21 protein-coding genes and 4 pseudogenes are annotated in these 22,724 nt (G+C 39.6%); 20 read left to right on the forward strand and 5 right to left on the reverse strand.

The window, feature by feature from the left end:
• The first annotated feature begins 172 nt into the window (after window positions 1–172).
• Window positions 173–406, forward strand: coding sequence for a hypothetical protein (locus HMPREF2887_RS02910; protein WP_041784048.1), 234 nt, complete (start codon window positions 173–175; stop codon window positions 404–406).
• Here the strand turns inward: HMPREF2887_RS02910 and HMPREF2887_RS02915 are convergent.
• Window positions 403–1,659 (reverse strand): annotated as a pseudogene (locus tag HMPREF2887_RS02915) (ISL3 family transposase). The gene HMPREF2887_RS02910 and the pseudogene HMPREF2887_RS02915 sit on opposite strands and share 4 nt — an antisense overlap.
• A gap of 258 nt (window positions 1,660–1,917) precedes the next feature.
• Here HMPREF2887_RS02915 and HMPREF2887_RS02920 point away from each other — a divergent pair.
• The 8 genes and pseudogenes from HMPREF2887_RS02920 to HMPREF2887_RS02950 all read left to right on the forward strand — a co-directional run bounded on the left by HMPREF2887_RS02920 (window position 1,918) and on the right by HMPREF2887_RS02950 (window position 7,496).
• Window positions 1,918–3,088, forward strand: a pseudogene (locus HMPREF2887_RS02920) (MFS transporter).
• Window positions 3,075–3,805: pseudogene (locus tag HMPREF2887_RS02925) on the forward strand (pseudouridine synthase). The pseudogenes HMPREF2887_RS02920 and HMPREF2887_RS02925 overlap by 14 nt, the downstream one beginning before the upstream one ends.
• Before the next feature lie 134 nt (window positions 3,806–3,939).
• Window positions 3,940–4,209 (forward strand): 30S ribosomal protein S15, encoded by a 270-nt coding sequence (gene rpsO / locus HMPREF2887_RS02930; RefSeq protein ID WP_003026255.1) that lies wholly within the window; start codon window positions 3,940–3,942, stop codon window positions 4,207–4,209.
• Between the two features lie 163 nt (window positions 4,210–4,372).
• Window positions 4,373–4,594 (forward strand): DUF4649 family protein, encoded by a 222-nt coding sequence (locus HMPREF2887_RS02935; protein ID WP_003030867.1) that lies wholly within the window; start codon window positions 4,373–4,375, stop codon window positions 4,592–4,594.
• Between the two features lie 15 nt (window positions 4,595–4,609).
• Window positions 4,610–4,924, forward strand: a complete 315-nt coding sequence (gene trxA / locus HMPREF2887_RS02940) for a thioredoxin (protein ID WP_021002076.1) — start codon at window positions 4,610–4,612, stop codon at window positions 4,922–4,924.
• 192 nt (window positions 4,925–5,116) lie between these two features.
• Entirely contained in the window at window positions 5,117–6,385 is a 1,269-nt protein-coding gene (locus tag HMPREF2887_RS02945; protein ID WP_021002075.1) for an MFS transporter, read from the forward strand.
• A gap of 65 nt (window positions 6,386–6,450) precedes the next feature.
• Window positions 6,451–6,651, forward strand: coding sequence for a hypothetical protein (locus tag HMPREF2887_RS10430; protein ID WP_261673806.1), 201 nt, complete (start codon window positions 6,451–6,453; stop codon window positions 6,649–6,651).
• A complete protein-coding gene (locus HMPREF2887_RS02950; protein WP_261673807.1) occupies window positions 6,633–7,496 on the forward strand; it encodes an ArsR/SmtB family transcription factor in 864 nt (287 codons plus the stop codon). Before HMPREF2887_RS10430 ends, HMPREF2887_RS02950 begins: the two co-directional genes overlap by 19 nt.
• Window positions 7,497–7,722: 226 nt before the next feature.
• On the opposite strand, the gene pepF is transcribed toward HMPREF2887_RS02950, so the two are convergent.
• Window positions 7,723–9,522 carry an oligoendopeptidase F gene (pepF, locus tag HMPREF2887_RS02955; protein WP_084740420.1) on the reverse strand — a complete coding sequence of 600 codons (1,800 nt, stop codon included), beginning with the start codon at window positions 9,520–9,522 and terminating at the stop codon, window positions 7,723–7,725.
• Between the two features lie 448 nt (window positions 9,523–9,970).
• Here pepF and pnp point away from each other — a divergent pair, with 448 nt between their 5' ends.
• The 11 genes and pseudogenes from pnp (at window position 9,971) to rpsI (ending at window position 19,988) form a co-directional block, all read left to right on the forward strand.
• Entirely contained in the window at window positions 9,971–12,151 is a 2,181-nt protein-coding gene (gene pnp / locus HMPREF2887_RS02960; protein WP_057489808.1) for a polyribonucleotide nucleotidyltransferase, read from the forward strand.
• Between the two features lie 49 nt (window positions 12,152–12,200).
• Entirely contained in the window at window positions 12,201–12,785 is a 585-nt protein-coding gene (cysE, locus tag HMPREF2887_RS02965; RefSeq protein WP_003026242.1) for a serine O-acetyltransferase, read from the forward strand.
• 70 nt (window positions 12,786–12,855) lie between these two features.
• The gene (cysS, locus tag HMPREF2887_RS02970; protein ID WP_004224193.1) at window positions 12,856–14,199 is read left to right on the forward strand and encodes a cysteine--tRNA ligase; all 1,344 of its coding nucleotides are present in this window, start codon (window positions 12,856–12,858) and stop codon (window positions 14,197–14,199) included.
• Window positions 14,192–14,596 carry a Mini-ribonuclease 3 gene (locus HMPREF2887_RS02975; protein WP_003026238.1) on the forward strand — a complete coding sequence of 135 codons (405 nt, stop codon included), beginning with the start codon at window positions 14,192–14,194 and terminating at the stop codon, window positions 14,594–14,596. The genes cysS and HMPREF2887_RS02975 overlap by 8 nt, the downstream gene beginning before the upstream one ends.
• Window positions 14,583–15,455 (forward strand): helix-turn-helix domain-containing protein, encoded by an 873-nt coding sequence (locus HMPREF2887_RS02980; RefSeq protein ID WP_057489807.1) that lies wholly within the window; start codon window positions 14,583–14,585, stop codon window positions 15,453–15,455. The genes HMPREF2887_RS02975 and HMPREF2887_RS02980 overlap by 14 nt, the downstream gene beginning before the upstream one ends.
• 110 nt (window positions 15,456–15,565) lie before the next feature.
• Window positions 15,566–16,696, forward strand: a complete 1,131-nt coding sequence (locus tag HMPREF2887_RS02985; protein WP_003026236.1) for an ABC transporter ATP-binding protein — start codon at window positions 15,566–15,568, stop codon at window positions 16,694–16,696.
• 144 nt (window positions 16,697–16,840) lie between these two features.
• Window positions 16,841–17,569, forward strand: a complete 729-nt coding sequence (rlmB, locus tag HMPREF2887_RS02990; protein WP_021002072.1) for a 23S rRNA (guanosine(2251)-2'-O)-methyltransferase RlmB — start codon at window positions 16,841–16,843, stop codon at window positions 17,567–17,569.
• Entirely contained in the window at window positions 17,566–18,090 is a 525-nt protein-coding gene (locus HMPREF2887_RS02995) for an NYN domain-containing protein (RefSeq protein WP_021002071.1), read from the forward strand. Before rlmB ends, HMPREF2887_RS02995 begins: the two co-directional genes overlap by 4 nt.
• Window positions 18,080–18,948: pseudogene (locus HMPREF2887_RS03000) on the forward strand (DegV family protein). The gene HMPREF2887_RS02995 and the pseudogene HMPREF2887_RS03000 overlap by 11 nt, the downstream one beginning before the upstream one ends.
• Before the next feature lie 181 nt (window positions 18,949–19,129).
• Window positions 19,130–19,576, forward strand: a complete 447-nt coding sequence (gene rplM / locus HMPREF2887_RS03005) for a 50S ribosomal protein L13 (RefSeq protein ID WP_003026230.1) — start codon at window positions 19,130–19,132, stop codon at window positions 19,574–19,576.
• A 19-nt stretch (window positions 19,577–19,595) separates the two neighbouring features.
• Window positions 19,596–19,988 carry a 30S ribosomal protein S9 gene (rpsI, locus tag HMPREF2887_RS03010; RefSeq protein WP_003030908.1) on the forward strand — a complete coding sequence of 131 codons (393 nt, stop codon included), beginning with the start codon at window positions 19,596–19,598 and terminating at the stop codon, window positions 19,986–19,988.
• 109 nt (window positions 19,989–20,097) lie between these two features.
• Here the strand turns inward: rpsI and xerC are convergent, their stop codons facing one another.
• The 3 genes from xerC to HMPREF2887_RS03025 are packed head-to-tail and all read right to left on the reverse strand — an operon-like array spanning window position 20,098 to window position 22,723.
• The gene (xerC, locus tag HMPREF2887_RS03015; protein WP_084740424.1) at window positions 20,098–21,315 is read right to left on the reverse strand and encodes a site-specific integrase; all 1,218 of its coding nucleotides are present in this window, start codon (window positions 21,313–21,315) and stop codon (window positions 20,098–20,100) included.
• 10 nt (window positions 21,316–21,325) lie between these two features.
• A complete protein-coding gene (locus tag HMPREF2887_RS03020; RefSeq protein WP_084740426.1) occupies window positions 21,326–21,598 on the reverse strand; it encodes a helix-turn-helix domain-containing protein in 273 nt (90 codons plus the stop codon).
• A 12-nt stretch (window positions 21,599–21,610) separates the two neighbouring features.
• On the reverse strand, window positions 21,611–22,723 hold the full coding sequence (locus tag HMPREF2887_RS03025; RefSeq protein WP_084740429.1) for a CHAP domain-containing protein: 1,113 nt from the start codon (window positions 22,721–22,723) through the stop codon (window positions 21,611–21,613).
• Window position 22,724 lies beyond the last annotated feature (1 nt).

Genomic DNA, 22,724 nt, shown 5'->3' on the forward strand with positions numbered 1-22,724 from the left:
AGAAAGAAATCGAAATAGCGTGTAATGAATATGTGGAGAAAACACGAAATAAATTAGTAAAAAATTAGTCTATTTTGCTTGATATTTTTAGCAAAAATATGTATGATGTTTAGTTGGATACCTAAAATATTATTAGTAACAAAATAAATTACTTTTTAGGAAGGACAAAAAATTGAAAATTCTACTATTTGGAAATACGGGATATGTAACCAAAAAGTTTATACAAGAAGCTTTTCCAAAGGATACGGTTTATCTTTTGGGAGAAACAGATTTAAAAAGTTCAAAAAAATTAAAATTGACAGTTTTTCCGAAAACAAAAGAAACCATTTTAGTAGAAGTTTTAAGAACCTATCAATTTGACCAAATTCGGCTCTTTGTCAACTGTAGTGGGTTAATGAAAAGCTAAGATTGAGAGAGGACGAGATTCGTTCTCTCTTTTTTGATGTTCAAAGTGATGAGAATGCGTTTCTTAAAGTTGTCAAAGTTGCTGAATCCAAAAGCGTTTCGCTTAATGAGCTTGATGAGATTGTTAGTTGCTTCCAGCTTGGCGTTTGAATAAGGTAGTTCTAGAGCGTTGATAATCTTGTCTCTGTCCTTTAGGAAAGTCCGAAAGACTGTCTGAAAAATTGGGTGAACATCAGAAATAACCTCCTCAATCAGATCGAAGAAAGGATCAGCTTGCTTTTCCTAAAAGTGAAAGAGCAGAAGCTGGTAAAGCTCATAGTGCTGTCGAAGTTGGTCTGAATAGCTGAGCAGTTTATGAAGAATCTCCTGATTGGTTAAATGAGCCCGAAAAGCTGGTCTGTAAAAACGCTTATGACTAAGCTTGCGGCTATCCTGTTGAAGGAGCTTCCAGTAGCGTTTGAGGGCTTGGTATTCCTGAGATTTTCGGTCGAATTGGTTCATGATTTGGATGCGGACGCGGTTCATAGCCCGGCAGAGGTGCTGGATAATGTGAAAACGATCCAGAACGATTTGGGCATGCGGGAAAAGCTGCTTGGCCAGCTGATAGTAAGGACTGAACATATCCATGGTCATCACTTTGACCCTCCTACGGACCTGTCTAGGATAGCGTAGAAAATGATTTCGAATGACCGCTTGGGTTCTGCCGTCCAGGATGGTCAGGATCTCATTGGTGTCAAAATTCTGAGCGATAAAGCTCATCTTCCCTTTCTTGAAGCTGTACTCATCCCAACTCATGATTTCTGGCAGTTTCTGCCAGTTCGTTTCAAATTTGAATTCCTTGAGCTTGCGAATGACGGTTGAAGTTGAGATAGAGAGCCTGTGGGCAATATCAGTCATGGCTTGTTTCTCAACCAGTAATTGAGCGATTTTTTGTTTGACTGCGGTGGCAATCTGGTGATTTTTCTGGACGAGGGAGGTTTCGGCGACAGCCATTTTTCCACAGTTCTTACAGCGAAAGCGACGCTTTTTGAGTCGGATAAGAGTTTTGTATCCCGCTGTCTCCAGATAAGGGATTTTAGAAGGTTTCTGGAAGTCGTATTTGGTCATCTGTCCCTTGCAGGCAGAGCATGGAGGGGCATCATAGTCAAGGCGGGCCATAATTTCTTTGTGAGTACCGCCATCAAAAAGATTGTCTATTTTGATATTTTGGTCTTTAATTCCAAGAAGTTTTGTGATAAAACCAAGTTGTTCCATATGAGTCTTTCTAATGAGTTGTCTAAACGCTTTTCATTATAGGTCATAGGGGACTTTTTGTATACACAAAAATAACTCCATAATCTCTGCGGTGGTGTTACCCACTACAGAAATTATAGAGCCTATAAAGTTTTCCCTTAAGTTGATATAAAAATAGCAACTTAGGGGGTGTTTGTTTTAACTTTGTGGATTATCAGATTGCGTCTTTTCATAAAAAACTGTATGATAGGGATAGTGTGATTTTAGAAAGAAGATAAGATGAAAAGATTCATGGAGAAAGCTAGTATTCTGGCTTTATCATTTGTGTTGACAACGGCATTTTCAATTTCCAGCGCTTTACCGGCAATGTCTCAGTTTTATAAGAATTATTCCTCTAGTCAGGTAGAGTTATTAGTCTCCTTGCCGTCTATTGGGATTATGTCTTTATTACTTTTTAATAGTATTTTGGAGCGTTTTTTATCTGAGCGGCAAATGATTATACTAGGACTATTGTTGTTTTCTATTTGTGGCCTCATCCCATTTTTCAATCAAGCTTATGGTCTCGTTTTTGCTTCGCGATTTATTTTTGGTTTAGGGCTAGGGATGATAAACCCTCGAGCAATTGCGATTATTAGTGAGCGATTCCAAGGGAGAGAGCGTGTGCAGATGTTGGGCTACCGTGGGTCAGCAGAAGTTGTTGGGATGGCTTTGCTGACTTTAGCGGTCGGGCAACTCTTGCGTTTTGGTTGGACAACTACTTTTCTGGTTTATACAGTTGGCTTTATTGTTTTAGCATTGTATCTTTTGTTTGTTCCTTATGAAAAAAGCAAAGTCGATAAACATAAGTATCTCAAGTCTGCTCAGAAAATGACCACAAAACAAGTGCGTTTAAGCATATTGTTGGCTTTTATAGCTGGAATGATTGTGTGTACCAATGTCGCTATCAATTTACGTATTCCAAGTCTTGTCTTACAGAATAAAATGGGAAGTGCTGAAACAGCGAGCTTGATTCTCAGCTGTATGCAGCTTATCGGGATTTTAGCTGGTGTTAGCTTTGCTAGTCTAGTGAGTTTACTGAAAAATCGCTTATTGACAGTAACGGGAATTGTTTTTGGTTTCAGTCAAGTGATGATTGGTTTTTCGAGCCACATTTGGTTCTTAAGTTTAAGTGCTCTGTTGGCTGGTTTTGCTTATAGCGTATCTCTAACAGCTGTATTTCATATTGTATCAGAGAAAATTTCTGCCCATTTGGTCAATCGCGCAACAGCGATTGTTGTATTGGGTTGCAGTAGTGGTGCTTCGGTGTCAACATTCGTCCTATCCTTGATTGGAATCATTTCTTCTGCTCCAACCTTTATTTTTAGTGTACTAGGGGTTCTCATGATAGCAGTATCCATTTTAGCTGTTTTTGTCACTCATCAACAATGAGGAAAAAGATGCGATTAGATAAGTTTTTAGTAGAAATGGGCTTTGGCTCACGAACAGAAGTCTAGTGCCTATTGAAAAAGAAGCAAGTTTTGGTGAATGGAAAAATAGAAACATCTGCGAAAATGCAAATAGATGAAAATCAGGACGAAATTTGGGTCAATAACCGAGTTCTAGTCTATGAAAGATTTGTCTATTATCTTTTAAATAAACCCAAAGGTGTCATTTCTGCTACTGAAGATGATAAGCATCGAACGGTTTTGGATTTGCTGGATGAAAATGCACGTCAGAAAGAAGTCTTTCCAGTTGGACGACTTGATATTGATACTCACGGACTTTTGTTATTAACCAATAATGGTGCTTTGGCACATGCGATGTTGTCTCCTAAAAAACATGTAGCAAAAGTTTACCGTGCAAAAGTAGATGGGATTATGACTGAAAAAGATGTAGAGCGTTTTGAAGCAGGAATAGAGCTCAAAGACTTTACCTGCCGGCCTGCAAAATTGACCATTTTAGAGGTGAATGAAGAGCCACAAACTTCTCTGGTGGAGATTACAATCTCTGAAGGAAAATTTCACCAAGAGAAGCGAATGGTTCAAGCATGTGGTAAAAAAGTAACAGACTTGGAACGCTTTTCTATGGGACCGCGCTTATGCTGGATGAGCGTTTGGAATTAGGCACTTTCCGTCGTTTGACAAAAGAAGAATTAGAAAAACTCACTATTTTTGGTGTAGAACTCTAAGCCGGAATGTCCCATTTGACAAAACCGTTCCTTCTTGGTAGAATAAGAATGTCGTTAAAGACAAATAACTTTTTCTTGGTATTAGGTGGGCCAAGCCTAACACTCGGATGAAGCGTAAAGAAAAGGAGTCTATCATGGCAATCTCAAAAGAGAAAAAAAATGAAATTATTGCACAATATGCACGTCACGAAGGTGACACAGGTTCAGTTGAAGTACAAGTAGCTGTTCTTACTTGGGAAATCAATCACCTCAACGAACACATCAAGGTACACAAAAAAGACCACGCTACTTACCGTGGTTTGATGAAAAAAATCGGTCGCCGTCGTAATCTTCTTGCCTATTTGCGTAAGAACGATGTTAACCGTTACCGTGAATTGATCAACTCATTAGGACTTCGTCGTTAATTCAATTAAAAGTCTCTCATGAAAATGAGAGACTTTTTTTCTACCATTAGAAATAGAAATGTGGCAGAGTAAGCATATCCTTTGACTGTTGTAACAACTATTGATACAATGTATTTATAAAAATAATTACAAATGTAATTGAATAATAAAAAGGAGAATGACCATGATTGAAATCACTTATTTGGATGCTAGTAAGCAAGAGAGGGTTATAACGTTTGAAAGCTATCAAGAATTTGAGCAATCTCAACAAGCCTGCTTGATCAATGTAGCAGATTATTATCCGGTTCAAAAGCTGCTTGTTAATGGACAAAAATTGGATTACCAAGGGACTTACGGTGATGTTTTCTTTTATCTAATGAAGCAAGATTTAAATCAATACAAATAAAAGTGAGGTAAAATGATGACAAAAGCTATTACTGATGCAACGTTTGAAGCAGAAACAAAGGACGGTCTTGTTCTTATTGACTTTTGGGCAACTTGGTGTGGACCTTGTCGTATGCAAGCTCCTATTCTAGAAAAACTTTCCGTAGAAATTCCAGAAGATGAATTGAAAATCGTGAAGATAGATGTTGATGAAAATCCAAATACCGCACGACAATTTGGTATTATGAGTATCCCGACTCTCTTATTCAAAAAGGACGGCCAGGTTGTGAAACAAGTCGTCGGGGTACATACAGCAGCACAAATCAAGCAAATTGTGGCAGAATTAGGATAAAGCATAAAATCCGCTTAGTTTTTAAGCGGATTTTTAGGTGCCTGAAAACTTTTAGTCACTAGGATACTTAAAAGAGATTCTTGAGGATTCTAATAAAACTAAAAATAAAGTATTTACTTATTTAAAATTAAGTGTATAATTATGTTTAACAAAAATTAAGCAATAATTTAATAAAAAGAAAGTGGATATGAAATGAAACGAATATTGCAAAATAAACTGTTTATGGGAACTTTCATCTCGGATATGTTGTCTAATTTTGGAGATGTACTCTATTATTTGGCTTTAATGAATTATATTTTGCTATTGCCAGAAGCAAAATTTGCAATCTCTTTAGTGACTTTATCTGAAAGTTTGCCTTTTCTGACGATGATTTTCATGGGCATGTGTGGCGATCGTACTAAGAAGAAAGTAGATATGATTTTGGTGACGCTTCTGTTTCGGACAGGACTGTATCTGCTCATTGGTCTGGCTATGGGCTTTCAGCCAGCTTTATGGGTAGTGATTTTAGCTGTATTGGTCAATCTTTTATCTGATCTAGCTGGTCAATATGAAGATGCTTTGCATATACCACTCAGCCTTCGTATTATTCCAATGGAAGATCGTGAAGCCATGTATGCCTTTCGTCAAGGAGCAAGCTCTATCCTAAAGATTCTCTTTCAATCCAGTGGAGCAATTTTAGCTGGGCTGATGAGTTATCAACACCTCGCATTTTTTAATGCTGGAACTTTTGTAGTTAGTGCTTTGATAATGCTGATACTTCGTCCCAGTTTAAATAATCTGCTCAAAGATAATCCAATTCATTCTTCTGTTGAGAATCGTGAGGAAGAGAGACATTTTATTAAAAATACATGGAATAGTTTGCAGCAATCTTATCAAACTGTTCAGAATATCTCCATCTTAAAGACTTCTATTTTCACTATTGCTGGTTTAAATGCTGTGTTTGCAGCAGAGAATGCACTGCTCCTCCTAAATATGAAAGAAAATCCCAGTTTTGCATTTATCAATCCAGCCACAACTATAGCAACCGTTACAGTTGTAACTTTGATAGGAAATATTTTGGGGAGTGTTTTGGTAACGACCGTATTAAAAAAAGTAAGTATGGAGTTTTTGCTGAAGATTTCCGTATTCATGCCTCCTGCTCTCTTTATTGGTTTTTTACTCCACAGTATTTATATTATTTTCTTGGTGAATTTTTTGACAATGGTTATCGTAGGCATTTTTCAGCCGAAGATGAATGCTTTTATCATTTCATCGCTTCCTGAGGAGCATTTGGCGACAATCAGTGCGGGGATTAGTAGTTTTTGCACATTAGGCTTAGTTCTTTGTCAAATGCTAGTAGCAGTTTTGGTAACGTTCTTGTCATCAGCCCAAATTGCTTTCTTATTTTTAATATTATCATCAATTTTATTCTTTTATACACTGAAAGTGCCCAGAAAAAATGCTAAACAAGTGATGCAATAGCTTTCCAAACAGTTTACTTGTTAGGGTGAATTTGATAAGATAACACTAAAGAAGGAGTAAAGATAATGGTGGAAGTACAGTATTCAGAACAAGCAAGTGATTTAATGGAGCAGTTTTCTCTATCTACTCTGATACAGGATAGAAGAGAGACTATCGAAAGTTTTAGTGGCAAAGAGCGTGAGCTTTTTAAAGATGTTTTTCCTGTGATGGAGGAGCTTCGCCTTTGTTTCAACCTTATAAGGAAAAAATGGAAACGTATTATTTGACTGGTTATGGAATCACCTTGCTACAAAGTTGCTATTTGGAGATGGTAGATAAGGGGCTGACGCCCAAATCTGTTGAAGCGGTACATGCCTACTGTTTGCAGCTAGATGCCGAAGCGATAAGAGAACAGCTAAAAGATCTCTTAAACACAGGTCCTGAGCACATGGCTAAAAGTGGAGATTTTTGGGATTATTTAGAAGCATCATCTATTAAATCAGAAACTAAGTGGTATTTCAGTCAATTTTATCGGAAACCACTTGAAGCTATGAAAGAGTTAATAGAATTGTCTCGGGAACTTATTCCGCTTTACCAGCCTTACTTGGAAAAAAGTGCTGCTGAACGTAGAGATTATGCGGCATCCTTTTCATTGGAGAATACCATTGCAGAGTCTGCTAGTCTATCTCATTTTGATTGGAATTTTAAAGAAAATCAATTTATTAGGCTTTATGTTGTCAGTCCATGGGTGGTGCAGTTTGTATCTTATTTTAGTGAAACAGAACCGAGTGAGAGCCATTATTTTATCGTTTCTTGCCGCATTGATCAATTACTTAAAAGTGGAACAGAACTGGATATGGATACGTTTGCCGCAGTTCTCAAGGTACTTAGTGATAGCACACGCTATAATGTTATGGTAGAATTAGCTAAACCGTATGCAAAGAGCAAACGGATTGCTGAAGAGTTAGATATTACTGGAGCAGCAGTTTCTTTTCATACTCAAAAGCTCATCAATGCAAAACTCCTGCTTTTTAACCGTGACCATAAAGATGTGAAATATGATGTAAATAAAAGTTTACTTAGAGAAATCATTGCCAAGCTGACGAGTGACTTTGGCTTGGAAGAAAAGTGAACAGAAAGATCTTTAGATTAGTTACAGACGAAAAAAGAGGCTGGGACAAAAGTCCTTAACCTCGTCGATTTTTATGAGTTTCTTGCAAGTTGCAGTGGTTGAGTGGGCTCTATGCGGTTGATAAATCAACCTTTACAGCCTACTCAACTGTGCGGGGGTGGGACGACAAAATCAAATTTCTTCGAAATTACCGATTTTTGTCCCACTCCCTTTTGAATAGTTTCTGTTATTCTTCCAATTCTTCGCTGTATGCAATAATCTGATCAACTGTGTCTGACAAGAATTGGATGGTATCACGGAGTGGTTTATCAGTAGAAATATCTGCACCGATGATGCGAGCTGACTCAAGAGGCGTTTTGCTTCCGCCGGATTTGAGGAAGTTGAGCCAATCGCGGGCTCCATTTTCAGAATTTTTCAAATGAAGATAACCAGCAGTTGAGATAACGAGACCTGCAGAATAGGTATAACTATACAGTCCCATGTAATAGTGACTTTGCCGCATCCAAGTGAGCGCAGCATCGTCATCAATTTCCACCGCATCACCCCAGAATTCGGTCAGAACTTCTTTCATGATACTGTTCAGTTTAGCAGCACCAAAAGTTTCACCACCTTCAATCAGATTGTAAACACGGCGTTGGAAAGCTGCTTCCAGGAGGTGAGTAATGAAGTTATGGAAGTAAGTGTCGGTTAGGCGGTGAGCCAAAGCAAAGCGTTTTTGACGTGGATTATCAAATTGATGCTCTAAATAGTCACTAAGCAGCAGCTCATTAAAAGTAGAAGGAGCTTCTACATAATAAGTTGACATGTGGGTATTAAAGTAGCTTTGGCTGTTGTCTGAGAAGATAAATTGACCAGAGTGACCAATTTCATGAATCAGAGTATATACATCACTCATACGACCCGTCCAGCTCATGAGCACATAAGGGTGCACACGATAAGGGTCAGTTGCATAGCCTCCGGAGTCCTTGCCGGCATTAGCTGCAAAATCCACCCAGCGCTCTTTTTGATAATTGGCAATTTCGCGCGTGTAGTCTTCTCCAAGCGGAGCAACGGATTTCATTACTAGTTCGTAAGCGTCGTCAATAGTGACATCAGGATTGAGTGCGCTATCCAAGTCCAATTTCCAATCTGCAAAGGTCATTTTTTCAAGACCGTTGATTTTAGCAACGTGTTTGAGGAACTTTTGTGCAACAGGGGCGAATTCTGTCATGATGAGGTCAATTTGCCGGTCAAACATAGAACGGTCTACCTCTTGCTCAGCCAAAAGATAGTCAAAGACAGAGTCATATCCCCGCATATCAGCAATCAGCTTTTCAGATTTCACTTGAGCCAGATAAGTTGCAGCAGCAGTATGTTGATGTTTGCGAAGTCCAGCTGAAAAAGAACGGAAAGACTTTTCGCGTACATCGGCGTTTTCGTGATTTTGGTAAAAATTTTCATAGCTTATAAAGCTATTCTTATAAACTTTTCCGTCTACTTCAAAATCCTCCATGGCAAAATCACCTGCCCTCATTTTGGTGTAAATGTCTTGTGGGCTGTAAAAAACTTCACTAAGATTTGTCAGAGCCTTTTCGACATCAGCACCTACATAGTGAGCTTTTTGAATTTTTGCTTGACGAATTGCAGCAGTCAAATGCGGTAGTTGTCCGAGACGGTCGAGTACTTTTTCATCGGCATTTACCAAAGCTGCGTCAAAGAAGCTAAGCGCAACGCTGGCTTCTGTTTCAAAATCTGTACCAGCTTGCGCAATCTGTGCAAAGCTTTCATCACCGTAGTCCGTTGTTTGCGGCATAAAGCTGTAGTTGCCAATATGGCTTCTTTGAATGTAGATTTGCTCCAATTCAGCAAAAGCCTTTTCAAAATCCTCGAAAGTATGGAGGTTATCCTTATAATCACGTGTGAATTGGTTAATGTCCTCACGCGTTTTTTCAATCGCACGCAAGAAGTCCTCTCGGTCTTGATAGAGGGCTGTTAAGTCCCACAGTTCATTTTCTGGAAATTCAGAACGTTGTTTTTGTTCAACCATAAATCTATTTCTCCTTGTCATTAACTTTCTTCTAGTATAGCAGAAAAACGCAATAAATAGACAGCATTTCAAAAATTATCACTAAATTCTCAAAAATTCTTGGTAAAAAGCTGTTTTAAGGCTTTTTCTTTTAGTTGAAAATATGATAAAATAAGGTTTATACGTGCTTGATACAAAGATGAGGATTTAAAGGCTTATTAGGGACAATCCTTGTTTATTTCAAAAGTACAGCAGATGAACATTGTGAGCGTTTAACGAGATTTGCGACAGGAACTTGTTAAATCGGTATTATTTGGCAAGAGGCTTTGACTTAGCAAGGCATTTAGCGATTAGCGTAAACTGATTAGGTACTAAGTACCAATCAATTTTAATGCTTTGTATCTTGATCTTTGTAGGCAAGACGTATAAAAAAATTAGAAATTGAGTATAAGCTCAACGAGGAATATATATGACAAAGCAAGTATTTAAAACTACTTTTGCTGGTAAAGACTTGGTAGTTGAAACAGGTCAAGTGGCAAAACAGGCAAACGGTAGCGTAGTGGTGCGCTATGGTGAAAGCACTGTTCTGACGGCAGCCGTCATGTCAAAGAAAATGGCGACTGGTGATTTCTTCCCACTTCAAGTCAATTATGAAGAAAAGATGTATGCAGCTGGGAAATACCCTGGCGGATTTAACAAACGTGAAGGTCGTCCTTCGACAGATGCGACTTTGACAGCTCGCTTGATTGACCGTCCAATTCGTCCGATGTTTGCGGACGGTTTCCGCAATGAAGTGCAGGTTATCAATACGGTTCTTTCTTATGATGCAGACGCTTCGGCACCTATGGCAGCCATGTTTGGTTCATCTCTTGCTTTGTCAATCTCAGACATTCCTTTTAACGGTCCAATTGCTGGCGTGCAGGTCGGCTATGTCAATGGAGAATTGGTCATCAATCCAAGTCAAGAACAAAAAGAAGCTTCTTTACTGGAATTAACTGTTGCAGGAACCAAAGAAGCAATTAACATGGTTGAGTCTGGTGCCAAAGAATTGTCAGAAGAGCTAATGTTGGAAGCCCTTCTAAAAGGTCACGAAGCAGTTAAAGAATTGATTGCTTTCCAAGAAGAAATCGTGGCAGCAGTTGGAAAAGAAAAAGCAGAAGTTGAGCTTCTTCGTGTGGATGAAGAATTGCAAACAGAAATTGTAGCAGGCTATAATGCCGATCTTCAAAAAGCCGTTCAGGTAGAAGAAAAATTAGCTCGTGAAGCCGCAACTCAAGCTGTTAAAGACGAAGTTATAGCCCTTTACGAAGAAAAATATGCTGAGCATGAAGAATTTGACCGCATCATGCGTGATGTGGCTGAAATTTTAGAGCAAATGGAACATGCAGAAGTACGGCGTTTAATTACTGAGGACAAGATTCGTCCAGATGGTCGTAAGGTAGATGAAATTCGTCCATTGGATGCTGAAATTGACTATATGCCGCGCGTGCATGGCTCTGGTCTCTTTACTCGTGGGCAAACGCAGGCTTTATCTGTCTTGACCTTGGCACCGATGGGCGAAACACAAATCGTTGACGGTTTAGATCCAGAATACAAGAAACGCTTTATGCACCACTACAACTTTCCACAATACTCTGTAGGAGAAACGGGTCGTTATGGTGCACCAGGTCGTCGTGAAATCGGTCATGGAGCTCTTGGTGAACGTGCACTTGCGCAAGTTCTCCCTAGTCTAGAAGAGTTTCCTTATGCTATCCGTTTGGTAGCAGAAGTTCTTGAGTCAAATGGTTCATCTTCACAAGCCTCGATTTGTGCTGGGACACTTGCTCTCATGGCCGGTGGGGTACCAATTAAAGCGCCTGTAGCCGGAATCGCTATGGGGCTCATTTCAGATGGTAGCAACTACACGATTTTAACAGATATTCAAGGCTTAGAAGACCATTTCGGAGATATGGATTTCAAGGTGGCCGGTACACGTGAAGGAATTACTGCTCTTCAAATGGATATCAAGATTGAAGGAATTACTGCTGAAATCTTGCAAGAAGCATTGGCTCAAGCTAAAAAAGCACGTTTTGAAATTTTAGATTTGATTGAACGTACAATTCCAGCTCCTCGTCCAGAACTCGCTCCAACCGCTCCAAAAATTGATACAATCAAGATTGATGTTGATAAAATTAAGATTGTCATCGGTAAAGGCGGTGAAACGATTGACAAGATTATCGCAGAAACAGGTGTCAAGATTGACATTGACGAAGAAGGAAATGTTTCTATTTACTCTAGCGATCAAGATGCGATTAACCGTGCCAAAGAAATCATTGCAGCTCTTGTGCGTGAAGCAAAAGTAGATGAAGTTTATCATGCCAAAGTGGTTCGGATTGAGAAATTCGGTGCTTTTGTCAATCTCTTTGACAAGACAGATGCCTTGGTGCACATCTCAGAAATGGCTTGGACGCGTACTAATAAGGTTGAAGATTTGGTACAACTTGGTGATGAAGTAGATGTCAAAATCATCAAGATTGATGAAAAAGGTCGTGTGGATGCTTCTATGAAAGCATTGCTTCCGCGCCCTCCTAAAGAGGATAAGGAGAAAAAACATCATCATAAAACGCATAAAGAGCATAAAGCTGTTCAAGAAGAAAAGTCGCAAGACTAGACAGGTTGCTAAGTGTTTGCCTTCAGTCTAAAGCTAGAAAGGAGTCATCATGGGTTGGTGGAAAGAGACGATAGATATTGTAAAAGAAAATGATCCGGCAGCTCGCTCCTCACTTGAGGTGCTGTTGACTTATCCTGGGATTAAGGCTTTGGCTGCTCACCGACTTTCTCACTTTCTGTGGAATCATGGATGTAAACTTTTAGCTCGGATGCATAGCCAATTTTGGCGCTTTTGGACTCAGATTGAGATTCATCCGGGGGCACAGATTGCTTCAGGTGTCTTTATTGACCACGGGAGTGGTTTAGTGATTGGCGAGACGGCCATTGTAGAAAAAGGAGTGATGCTCTATCATGGTGTCACTCTTGGAGGCACAGGGAAAGATTGTGGGAAACGTCATCCGACGGTTCGTCAAGGTGCGCTTATTTCAGCTCATGCGCAACTAATCGGTCCGATTGAAATCGGTGAAAATGCAAAGGTCGGCGCTGCTGCGGTTGTTGTGGCAGATGTTCCTAGTGATGTGACTGTTGTCGGTATACCAGCTAAAATTGTCCGTGTACACGGTCAAAAAGATGCTCCAACGATTAAGAATTTAGAAGAAATCCGCGAAGAAAGTTATTATTCATCTAAGTTGTAGATACTATTCTCAAAAATAGCACTTGAACCAAAAGTTAGTTTCCACTTAATAGAAAGAATGAAGTTAGAATATGATCAAAATTTATGATACTATGACCCGCAGTCTGCGTAAATTTGTCCCTCTGGAAGAGGGCAAGGTCAAGATGTATGTCTGCGGGCCGACCGTTTATAACTATATCCATGTCGGCAATGCTCGCTCCACCGCTGCTTTTGACACGATTCGGCGCTATTTTGAGTATCGTGGGTATGAGGTGGCTTATATTTCTAATTTCACCGATGTGGACGATAAAATTATCAATCGAGCTAAGGAAGAGGGGATCACACCTCAGGAAGTGGCAGACAAGTACATTGCGGCTTTTCGGGAAGATGTGACGGCGCTGGGGGTTCAACCAGCGACCCAGCACCCGCGCGTAGTGGACTACATGACGGACATCATTGATTTTGTACAGGTCTTGGTGGACAAAGGATTTGCCTATGAGTCAGAGGGTGATGTCTATTTTCGAGTGGAAAAGTCTCACAATTATGCCAAACTAGCTAACAAAACCTTGGCTGACTTAGAGTTAGGCGCTTCTGGTCGGACAGATGAAGAAACGGCCCGCAAGGAAAATCCTGTTGACTTTGCTCTTTGGAAGGCTGTTAAACCCGGTGAAATCTTCTGGGACAGCCCTTGGGGGCCTGGTCGTCCAGGCTGGCATATTGAATGTTCCGTCATGGCGACAGAAATTCTGGGAGATACGATTGATATTCATGGTGGCGGAGCTGATTTAGAATTTCCGCACCATACTAATGAAATCGCTCAATCAGAAGCTAAAACTGGAAAGACTTTTGCCAACTACTGGATGCACAATGGCTTTGTCAATATTGATGATGTCAAGATGTCTAAGTCTCTGGGGAATTTCATTACCGTTCACGACGCCCTTAAAACCATTGATGGGCAGGTACTGCGTTTCTTCTTTGCAACCCAATACTACCGCAAGCCTATCAATTTCACAGAAAAAGCCGTCCACGATGCGGAAGTGAATCTGAAATATCTGAAAAATACCTACGAGCAACCCTTTACGGGAACGGTTGACCTGACAGAATTGCAGGCTTTTCTGGATAAATTCACCGCTGCAATGGACGAAGATTTCAATGCAGCAAATGGGATTACAGTCGTTTTTGAATTGGCTAAGTGGATTAATTCTGGTCATTACAGTCAAGAAGTAAAAACAGCTTTTGCTGAGCTTCTGCAAGTTTTTGGTATTGTCTTTACAGCAGAAGTACTGGATGCGGATATTGAAGCCTTGATTGAGCAGCGCCAAGCTGCGCGTGTTGCCAAGGACTTTGCAACAGCTGATAAAATCCGTGATGAATTGGCAGCTAAAGGGATCAAGCTTTTAGATACCAAGGACGGAGTGAGGTGGATCCGTGATTGATGTCAATCTTATAAATGGTATTGCCTTGGCTTTTGAAGGCGATGCTATCTACTCAACTTATATCCGCCGTCACTTGATTTTCCAAGGCTTGACAAAACCGAACCAGTTACACAGAGAAGCAACCAAGTATGTGTCGGCTCGTGCGCAAGCTAATCTCATTTCGCAAATGTTGGAAGAAAAAATTCTGACAGAAAAGGAAGAAGACATTTATAAGCGTGGACGCAATGCCAATAGCCATACTAAAGCTAAAAACGCAGATATTGTAACCTATCGTATGTCGACAGGTTTTGAAGCCGTTCTGGGATATTTACACATGACCGATCAAATCAAGCGTTTAGAAGAGCTGATTGATTGGTGTATTGTGAGAGTGGAGGGCGCACATCATGACAAAAACTGATCTTTTAGAGTGGTTTCCTCAAGGGAGGCTTCAATCCAATCCAAATGCAAAAGAGGATGAAGTGGCAATTCCCATTTCAAGTAATCAATGGTTGTTATTAAAAAAAAGCAGTCTGACAGAGCGAGAGCAAGAACTTATTTCTTTACTGACTGGGAAAGACTCTGCATTTGATGGTGGACCTTGGTATGATTATTTGGTTCATAACCGTGGCAAAATGCCTCAAAACGTTCAAAAGCTACAGTTCGTCCATTGTCATTTATTCCATTATGAAAATGAAACGATTGGGTCTTGGTTGGAAATGATGCGAACCATACTGCCCAATAGAATAGCAGATTGTCAGCTGTCCTCTCAGGATTACATCTTTGTGCTGGATCAAACGCAATTAGTCCCTGTAAAAGATGTCCTCCGTGATACTTTATCGGCTATCGAATATGACTTTAGCTTAACTCTGACGATTCAAATCGGGCAAATTTGGCCTCTAATTTTTAAAGAAAGTTATTCAGAACTTTTTCAAGCGGAACATGCTCTTTTCGTCAAATGGTGGGAGCAGGTTCAACATTCCAATGTGCATTCTTTTTCCCAACTCTTTTTGTGGGGGATTGGTCAAAAGGATTTCATATTGCCAATTTTAACGAAGAAACTTCATCAATTGATTGAAAGTCAGGATCAGCTCGTTGATATTATTGCAGCTTTGTGGGAAAATACGGCAGTTGTGACAAAAGCTGCCCAGCAGTTGTATATTCATCGGAACACCTTACAGTATCACATTGATAAATGGGAAGAATTGACGGGTTTACAGCTGAAAGACCTGACAGATTTGACCCTGTGTTACCAGATTGTCATCAATGATTTAGTGTAATGTTTTGTGCATCCTGCACAAAACATTTTTTTTATTTTGTTCACTTTGCCATAGGATAATGAAGCGTTTTCATATATAATAAAATCATAATAACAAAGGAGTTCCATCTTATGGTAGAATTAAATTTAAAAAACATTTACAAAAAATATCCAAACAGCGAACACTACTCTGTAGAAGATTTCAACTTGAATATTAAAGATAAAGAATTTATCGTTTTCGTAGGACCTTCAGGCTGTGGGAAATCTACTACACTTCGTATGATTGCTGGTCTTGAAGATATTACAGAAGGTGAATGTTCAATTGACGGGCGCGTGGTGAACGACGTAGCGCCAAAAGACCGTGATATTGCTATGGTTTTCCAAAACTATGCTTTGTATCCACATATGACCGTGCACGACAATATGGCTTTTGGTTTGAAGCTTCGTAAATACAGCAAGGATGATATTGAAAAACGTGTAAATGAAGCAGCGGACATTCTTGGTTTGAAAGAATTCTTGGATCGTAAACCAGCTGACCTTTCAGGTGGTCAACGTCAACGTGTAGCCATGGGACGTGCTATTGTTCGTGATGCAAAAGTATTCCTTATGGACGAACCACTTTCTAACTTGGATGCGAAATTGCGGGTATCTATGCGTGCAGAAATCGCTAAAATCCACCGTCGTATTGGGGCAACCACTATCTATGTTACCCATGACCAAACAGAAGCAATGACTTTGGCTGATCGTATCGTTATCATGTCTGCAACAAAGAATCCTTCAGGAACGGGGACAATTGGACGTATAGAACAAATCGGTACCCCACAAGAAGTTTACAAAAACCCAGTCAATAAATTTGTTGCAGGCTTTATCGGAAGCCCAGCGATGAACTTCATCAATGTAACTTTGAAAGGTGATGAAATTGTAGCACAAGACCTTTCTCTGAAAGTACCAGAAGGTGCCTTGAAGGTACTTCGTGAAAAAGGCTATGAAGGCAAGAAACTCATTTTTGGTATTCGTCCAGAAGACATCAATACAGAAGCTGCTTTCCTTGAAACCTTCCCAGATTCAGTAGTACATGCTAAAATCTCTGTATCTGAATTGCTTGGTTCTGAATCTCATTTGTATTGCCAAATTGCAGATAATGAATTTATTGCCAAAGTAGACGCTCGTGATTACCTCAAAGCTGGAGCAGGTATTGACCTTGGCTTTGACTTGAACAAAGCACACTTCTTTGATCCAGAAACAGAAAAGACAGTTTACTAATTTACAACGCCTCTAGAATAAATTAATAAGAAAATGCAGGATGCCTTGTTTTATGCAAGACTCCTGCGTTTTTTTATAGAAGTTAACTATAAGGTGATTTATAAATAAGAAGAAGCATTTTAAATTTTATGTTATACTAAAGTTATGGAAAATAACGATATTGTTTACGGCGTACATGCTGTGACGGAAGCTCTCATGACCAATACTGGAAATAAACTCTATATTCAAGATGACCTACGTGGGAAAAATGTTGCTAAGATGAAAGATTTGGCAGCAGAAAAAAAGGTTTCCATTTCTTGGACTACCAAAAAAATACTACAAGAAATGACAGATGGTGCCGTTCATCAAGGTTTTGTCTTGCGTGTTTCAGAATTTGCTTATACGGATTTTGAGGCGATGTTGAAAATGGCAACTCAGGAAGACAATCCTCTCTTGCTCATTTTAGATGGTCTAACAGATCCGCATAATTTAGGCTCTATTTTACGGACGGCTGATGCGACAAATGTTACAGGTGTCATTATTCCTAAGCATCGAGCGGTTGGTGTCACGCCGGTCGTCGCCAAGACCTCTACTGGTGCGGTGGAGCATATTCCTATTGCTCGTGTGACCAATCTTAGTCAAACTCTGGATAAACTAAAACATGCAGGTTTTTGGATTTTTGGCACGGATATGAATGGTACGCCGTCTACTAAGTGGAATACAGCAGGGAAATTAGCTCTGATTATCGGCAATGAAGGCAAGGGCATTTCTGCTAATATTAAAAAGCAAGTAGATGAAATGATTACCATTCCTATGAATGGACATGTTCAGAGCCTCAATGCCAGTGTGGCAGCAGCCATTCTCATGTATGAAGTATTTAGAAATCGCCTATGAAACGAAAAATTTTATTAGTAGACGGCTATAATATGGTAGCATTTTGGCAGGAGACTCGTTCTTTATTTAACAAAGGTGAATTAGATGCAGCACGAACCATTCTGCTTAACAAACTCAGTAATTACGCCAGTTTTGAACAGTTGGAAATTATCTGTGTGTTTGATGCGCAGTATATGCCGGGAGTTCGCCAGACTTATGATGAATTCAATGTTACGGTTGTGTTTACTGAGGAAGAAGAAACAGCAGACGATTACATTGAGCGTTTGGCAACTGATCTCAACAATCCTAGAAATCAGGTATCTGTGGCAACGAGCGACTTAAATGAGCAGTGGACTGTCTTTGCTCAAGGGGCTTTGCGTGTTTCGGCTCGTGAACTAGAAAAACGAGTAGCTGTTACAAAGTCGGATCTGAATCAAATGAGTCAACAGCTTCAAATGGGAAAACCACCTTTGCGTCTTATGGACAATCCAACCTTGCGCGATTTACAGAAAATGATGGAGAAAAAGAAAGATGACTTTTAAAATTTTAACGGATTCAACCGCAGACCTTCCAGAAAGCTGGGCTTTGGAAAATGATGTTCAAATCCTTGGCTTGACTATTCAGTTGGACGGGACAACTTATGAAACGGTCGGGGATAAGAAACTGACGAGTGAGCAGCTCCTCTCTAAAATGGAAGCAGGCAGTCAACCAACAACTAGCCAAATCAATGTTGGTCAGTTTGAAGATATATTTCGTGGTTACGCTGAAATCGGTATGCCCGTTCTTTATATTGCGTTTGCTTCAGTCTTGTCAGGAACTTACCAAAGTGCGGTTATGGCACGGGATATGGTTCTGGAAGATTTTCCAGAAGCGGTTATCCGGATTATTGATACCAAGGCGGCATCTATGGGAGAAGGTATTCTGGTGATGAAAGCGGTGGAAGCGAAAGCTGCCGGTCAAAGTTTGGAACAAGTAGTAGCCTTAATAAAATCTTTAGTGCCAAAAGTGAAAACGTATTTTCTAGTAGATGACTTAAATCACCTCATGCGGGGAGGACGAATTTCAAAGACTGCAGCTCTTATGGGAAGTTTAGTCAATATTAAGCCAGTAATTGCAGTTAAGGGAGATGGAAGGCTGGATTCTGTGGCTAAAGTCCGTGGGAAGAAAAGGCTCAAACTGAGGTGGTGCGCATGACCTTGGAAGATATTGCCGATCCGCGCGTGGTAATTGCCTATGCAGGAGCAGACAGCCAAGAGGTGGCTCAAGTCTTAAAAAATCAGCTTCTTGCCTCTGAGCAAGTCAATGAAGTTTTAATTTTACCATTAGGACCAGTCATTTCCACTCACACGGGTCCTGGAACTTTGGGACTATTCAGTATTGCCCATGAAAATCAAGATTAAGCGAAATGAAACCGTTCTTTCATAAATAATTTATCAAATATATTGACTTTTACCCCTAAAATTTGGTATGATAGTAAACGGTATTGTTTACCCCATTTGTAAGGCCCCGGAACCTTCCAAATAACTTGCGGACCGGAACATCCGCTTTGTAAACAAAAACGATATTCATATAGGAGAAATCATGAACAAAACAACATACATGGCTAAGCCAGGTGAAGTTGAACGTAAATGGTATGTAGTAGACGCTACTGATGTACCTCTTGGACGCCTTTCTGCTGTTGTAGCAAGCGTACTTCGTGGAAAAAATAAACCAACTTTCACACCTCATACTGATACAGGTGACTTTGTGATTGTTATCAATGCTGAAAAAGTAAAATTAACTGGTAAAAAGGCAACTGATAAAGTTTACTACACTCACTCAATGTACCCAGGTGGATTGAAATCTATTACTGCTGGTGAACTCCGTTCTAAGAACGCTGTTCGTTTGATCGAAAAATCAGTTAAAGGTATGCTTCCACATAATACTCTTGGCCGTGCTCAAGGTATGAAATTGAAAGTATTTGTAGGCGCTGAACACACGCACGCTGCACAACAACCAGAAGTTCTTGATATTTCAGGACTTATCTAAGGAAAGGAACAAATAAGCTATGTCACAAGCACAATATGCAGGTACTGGACGTCGTAAAAACGCTGTTGCACGCGTTCGCCTTGTTCCAGGAACTGGTAAAATTACTGTAAACAAAAAAGATGTTGAAGAATACATCCCACATGCTGATCTTCGCCTTGTCATCAACCAACCATTCGCAGTTACTTCAACTGTTGGTCAATACGATGTTTTCGTAAATGTTGATGGTGGTGGCTACGCTGGTCAAGCAGGAGCTATCCGTCACGGTATCGCTCGTGCCCTTCTTCAAGTAGACCCAGACTTCCGCGACTCACTCAAACGCGCTGGTCTTCTTACACGTGATGCCCGTATGGTAGAACGTAAGAAACCAGGTCTTAAGAAAGCTCGTAAAGCATCACAATTCTCAAAACGTTAATCAATACGATTATATCAACGTTTACAGACATTCAAGAATTTACTCTTGGATGTCTTTTTTGTTTCAAAACATCAAAGTTCACCCCAAAATTCACCCCATATTCACCCCATCAATTTTTTAAGCTACGAAATGCAATATCACCTACAGTCTGATTGACTTTATCTTTGGTATTAACGTAAGTTTTTGTAATTTCTTTATCACTATGAGTAAGAGCTTCTGAAATGGCCTCAAGAGAAATACCTGCTTGTTTAGCAAGAGTAGCACCAGTATGTCTTAGTTTGTGTGGTGAAGCTGGTGCTAATTCGGGATGTCTTCGTCTAACTGATTTCATTCTATAGTTCAGATAGTCTGTATGGAGAGGAAGATTAATATTATTAGTACGATTATTATAAGTAAAAACAAACTGTTTTTGTGTTTGCTTCAGTCCGAAAAGTTTGAGCTCTTCTTGTTGTTTAACTTTCCAATTTGCTAGAAGCTCCATTAGTTCAGTCGGTACTTTAAAGAGAGTCTTTTTGTTTCCCTTAGTTGATTTCACATTACCAAAACGGTCTAAAGCTTGTTCTATAAGTATTTCTCCGGTTGAAAAGTTGATATGTTTCCATTGCAAAGCATAACTTTCTGATTTTCGGTCAGATAAGAAGAATGTTGTATAAAAGAGAGTGTAGTCTTTTAAGTCAATGAGTCCTTCCTCTAAATCAGTGTCAAAAGCTTGTAACCATAATTTTAGCTCCTCTTTATCGAGAGAAAGATCTTCTTCACGTTTACTCTCTTTAAGGAGAATTTTTTTATTTGCTTTAATTCTACTAATTGTTTTTCGGAGTTTATTTGATGGAATATACTCAAGTTCCTCAGCCCAATCGAAAACAGAATTTACATAGCTCCTAATAACCTTGAAATTAGCATAACAATTTGCCTTTGGAGTAAGTAGTGATAGTATAAGTTGTTTATTATTAATCAAATGTTCTATTGAGTAATTACCTAAAATTGGAATGATATGAAGCCTAAATATATTTTCTGTTTGAAATACGGTTGCTTTAGTAGGAGGTTTTAGTGTAGCAGTAGTTTGACCTGCTTTGTATGGTTCCAGCCAGATATCTTTATAAAAGTCTTTGAATAAGATATTACCCTTATCTTTTGAAGGAGTAGGAACTCTACCTAATCTCGCATTTTCAATATCAATAGCTAACTTTATTTCAGCTTCTTTAGCTTCTCTACGAGTTTTAAACCGTTTCTCATATCGTCTACCTAAACCAAGCTTTCCCTGGACTTCATCAGGTATATACACCCTCAGTCTATATGATCCATTCTTTGTTTTAGAAATACCCATTTCTACCTCCTTATGCGCTAATTTCTAAACGTGTCATCCATTGATTTATACTTTCCTTGTTGAACCTAATAGACTTTCCAATTCGAATATAGGGTAGCCCCATTGCAATCCAAATATCTAAGGTATTATTAGATATTCCTAAATAATTGCAAGTCTGCTTTTTATTCAAGAAGGGGCTATCTACTCCAATATCCTCTTTAAAGTGATGGATTTCATTTTTGATTAGTGTTGCAATCATTTGTTGAATTTCTTGTGTTTGCTCTTCAGGTAGTTGTACTAACATATTTTCTCCTTTCTATTTTCCAATTACATAAGTAAACTGTTTTGCTGTCTCTGCATCAAAAGTTCTATAAGATATAATTCCAAGCCCCTTATAGTTGCTTTCAGAGATTAAAATGGAACCGTCTGATTTGACTTCCTCCACAAAGGCTACGTGTCCATATACTGGGTCTGCGCCAGCTTGACTCGATGAGAAGGATAAGGCAGAGTGTTCAGTTGGTGTATTTGTAGTTGTATAACCTGGTTTTTCCATCCATTGATTACCGTTCCCCATATAAGGGTCAAAGTTGACTCCAACTTCTTTTCCACGGTTATAGACAAACCAAGTACATTGCCCCCATGGATAAGAACTTGCGATATAGTTTGTAGAATCAATAGCTTGGGTAAGACTGTAGCCTTCTGGAATATCGCTTGAAGTAACACCACCACCGTCTCTTGTTTTACCTGTAGTTTGTTTAGGAGCTTTAGGGGTTCCTCCGTTTTCATCAATGTAAGTATCCAGTTTTTGCATAGTTTCAGCCCTTCTTTTTCCTGAACCAGAAGTGTCTGTAAAGTAGACTCCTCCATCAACGGCAGTATTCAAAGTGCCAGAAGCTAACTTCTTTGCCTTGTCGTCCTGGATTTTGAAGGTTTGATTCTTATTGCCAATGATAGTTTGTTGGGTAAGAGCTACTACGGCAACCTCATCATTGAAGTTATTTGCATTTTCAGGATTAGAGTCAAAAGCTCCATAGCCAAACATATTGGCTCCTGGATTTGTTGCAACCCCAGCAGTTCCTAGTGAACTTTCATTCAATGCAATAGCAAGTATCGCTCGAACATCCAGATTTGACTTGGCTTCCCACTCTAGTAATTTTTTCCCATTGATGCGACTTGAATCATAGTTGATTCCTAGAGTTTTTAAGAAACCATCTAATTGTGAAGCCTTGATTCCGTAGCGATGAACCAATAAATTATGTGTGTAGGCGTCCCCGTTTGACCAGTGTTCAGAATAGGTAACTCCTTTTTGGACACTTGAATTTCCCCCAATGGAACCCCCAGCCATGGCAGAGGCAAGAATGAGAATAACAAGAAGCGGCATGAGCAGGGGTGGGAGACCAAGAATGAGGAACCATTTGATTTTTTTCATA

The organism is Streptococcus sp. HMSC071H03 (assembly GCF_001813035.1).
GTDB classification, from domain to species: domain Bacteria; phylum Bacillota; class Bacilli; order Lactobacillales; family Streptococcaceae; genus Streptococcus; species Streptococcus anginosus.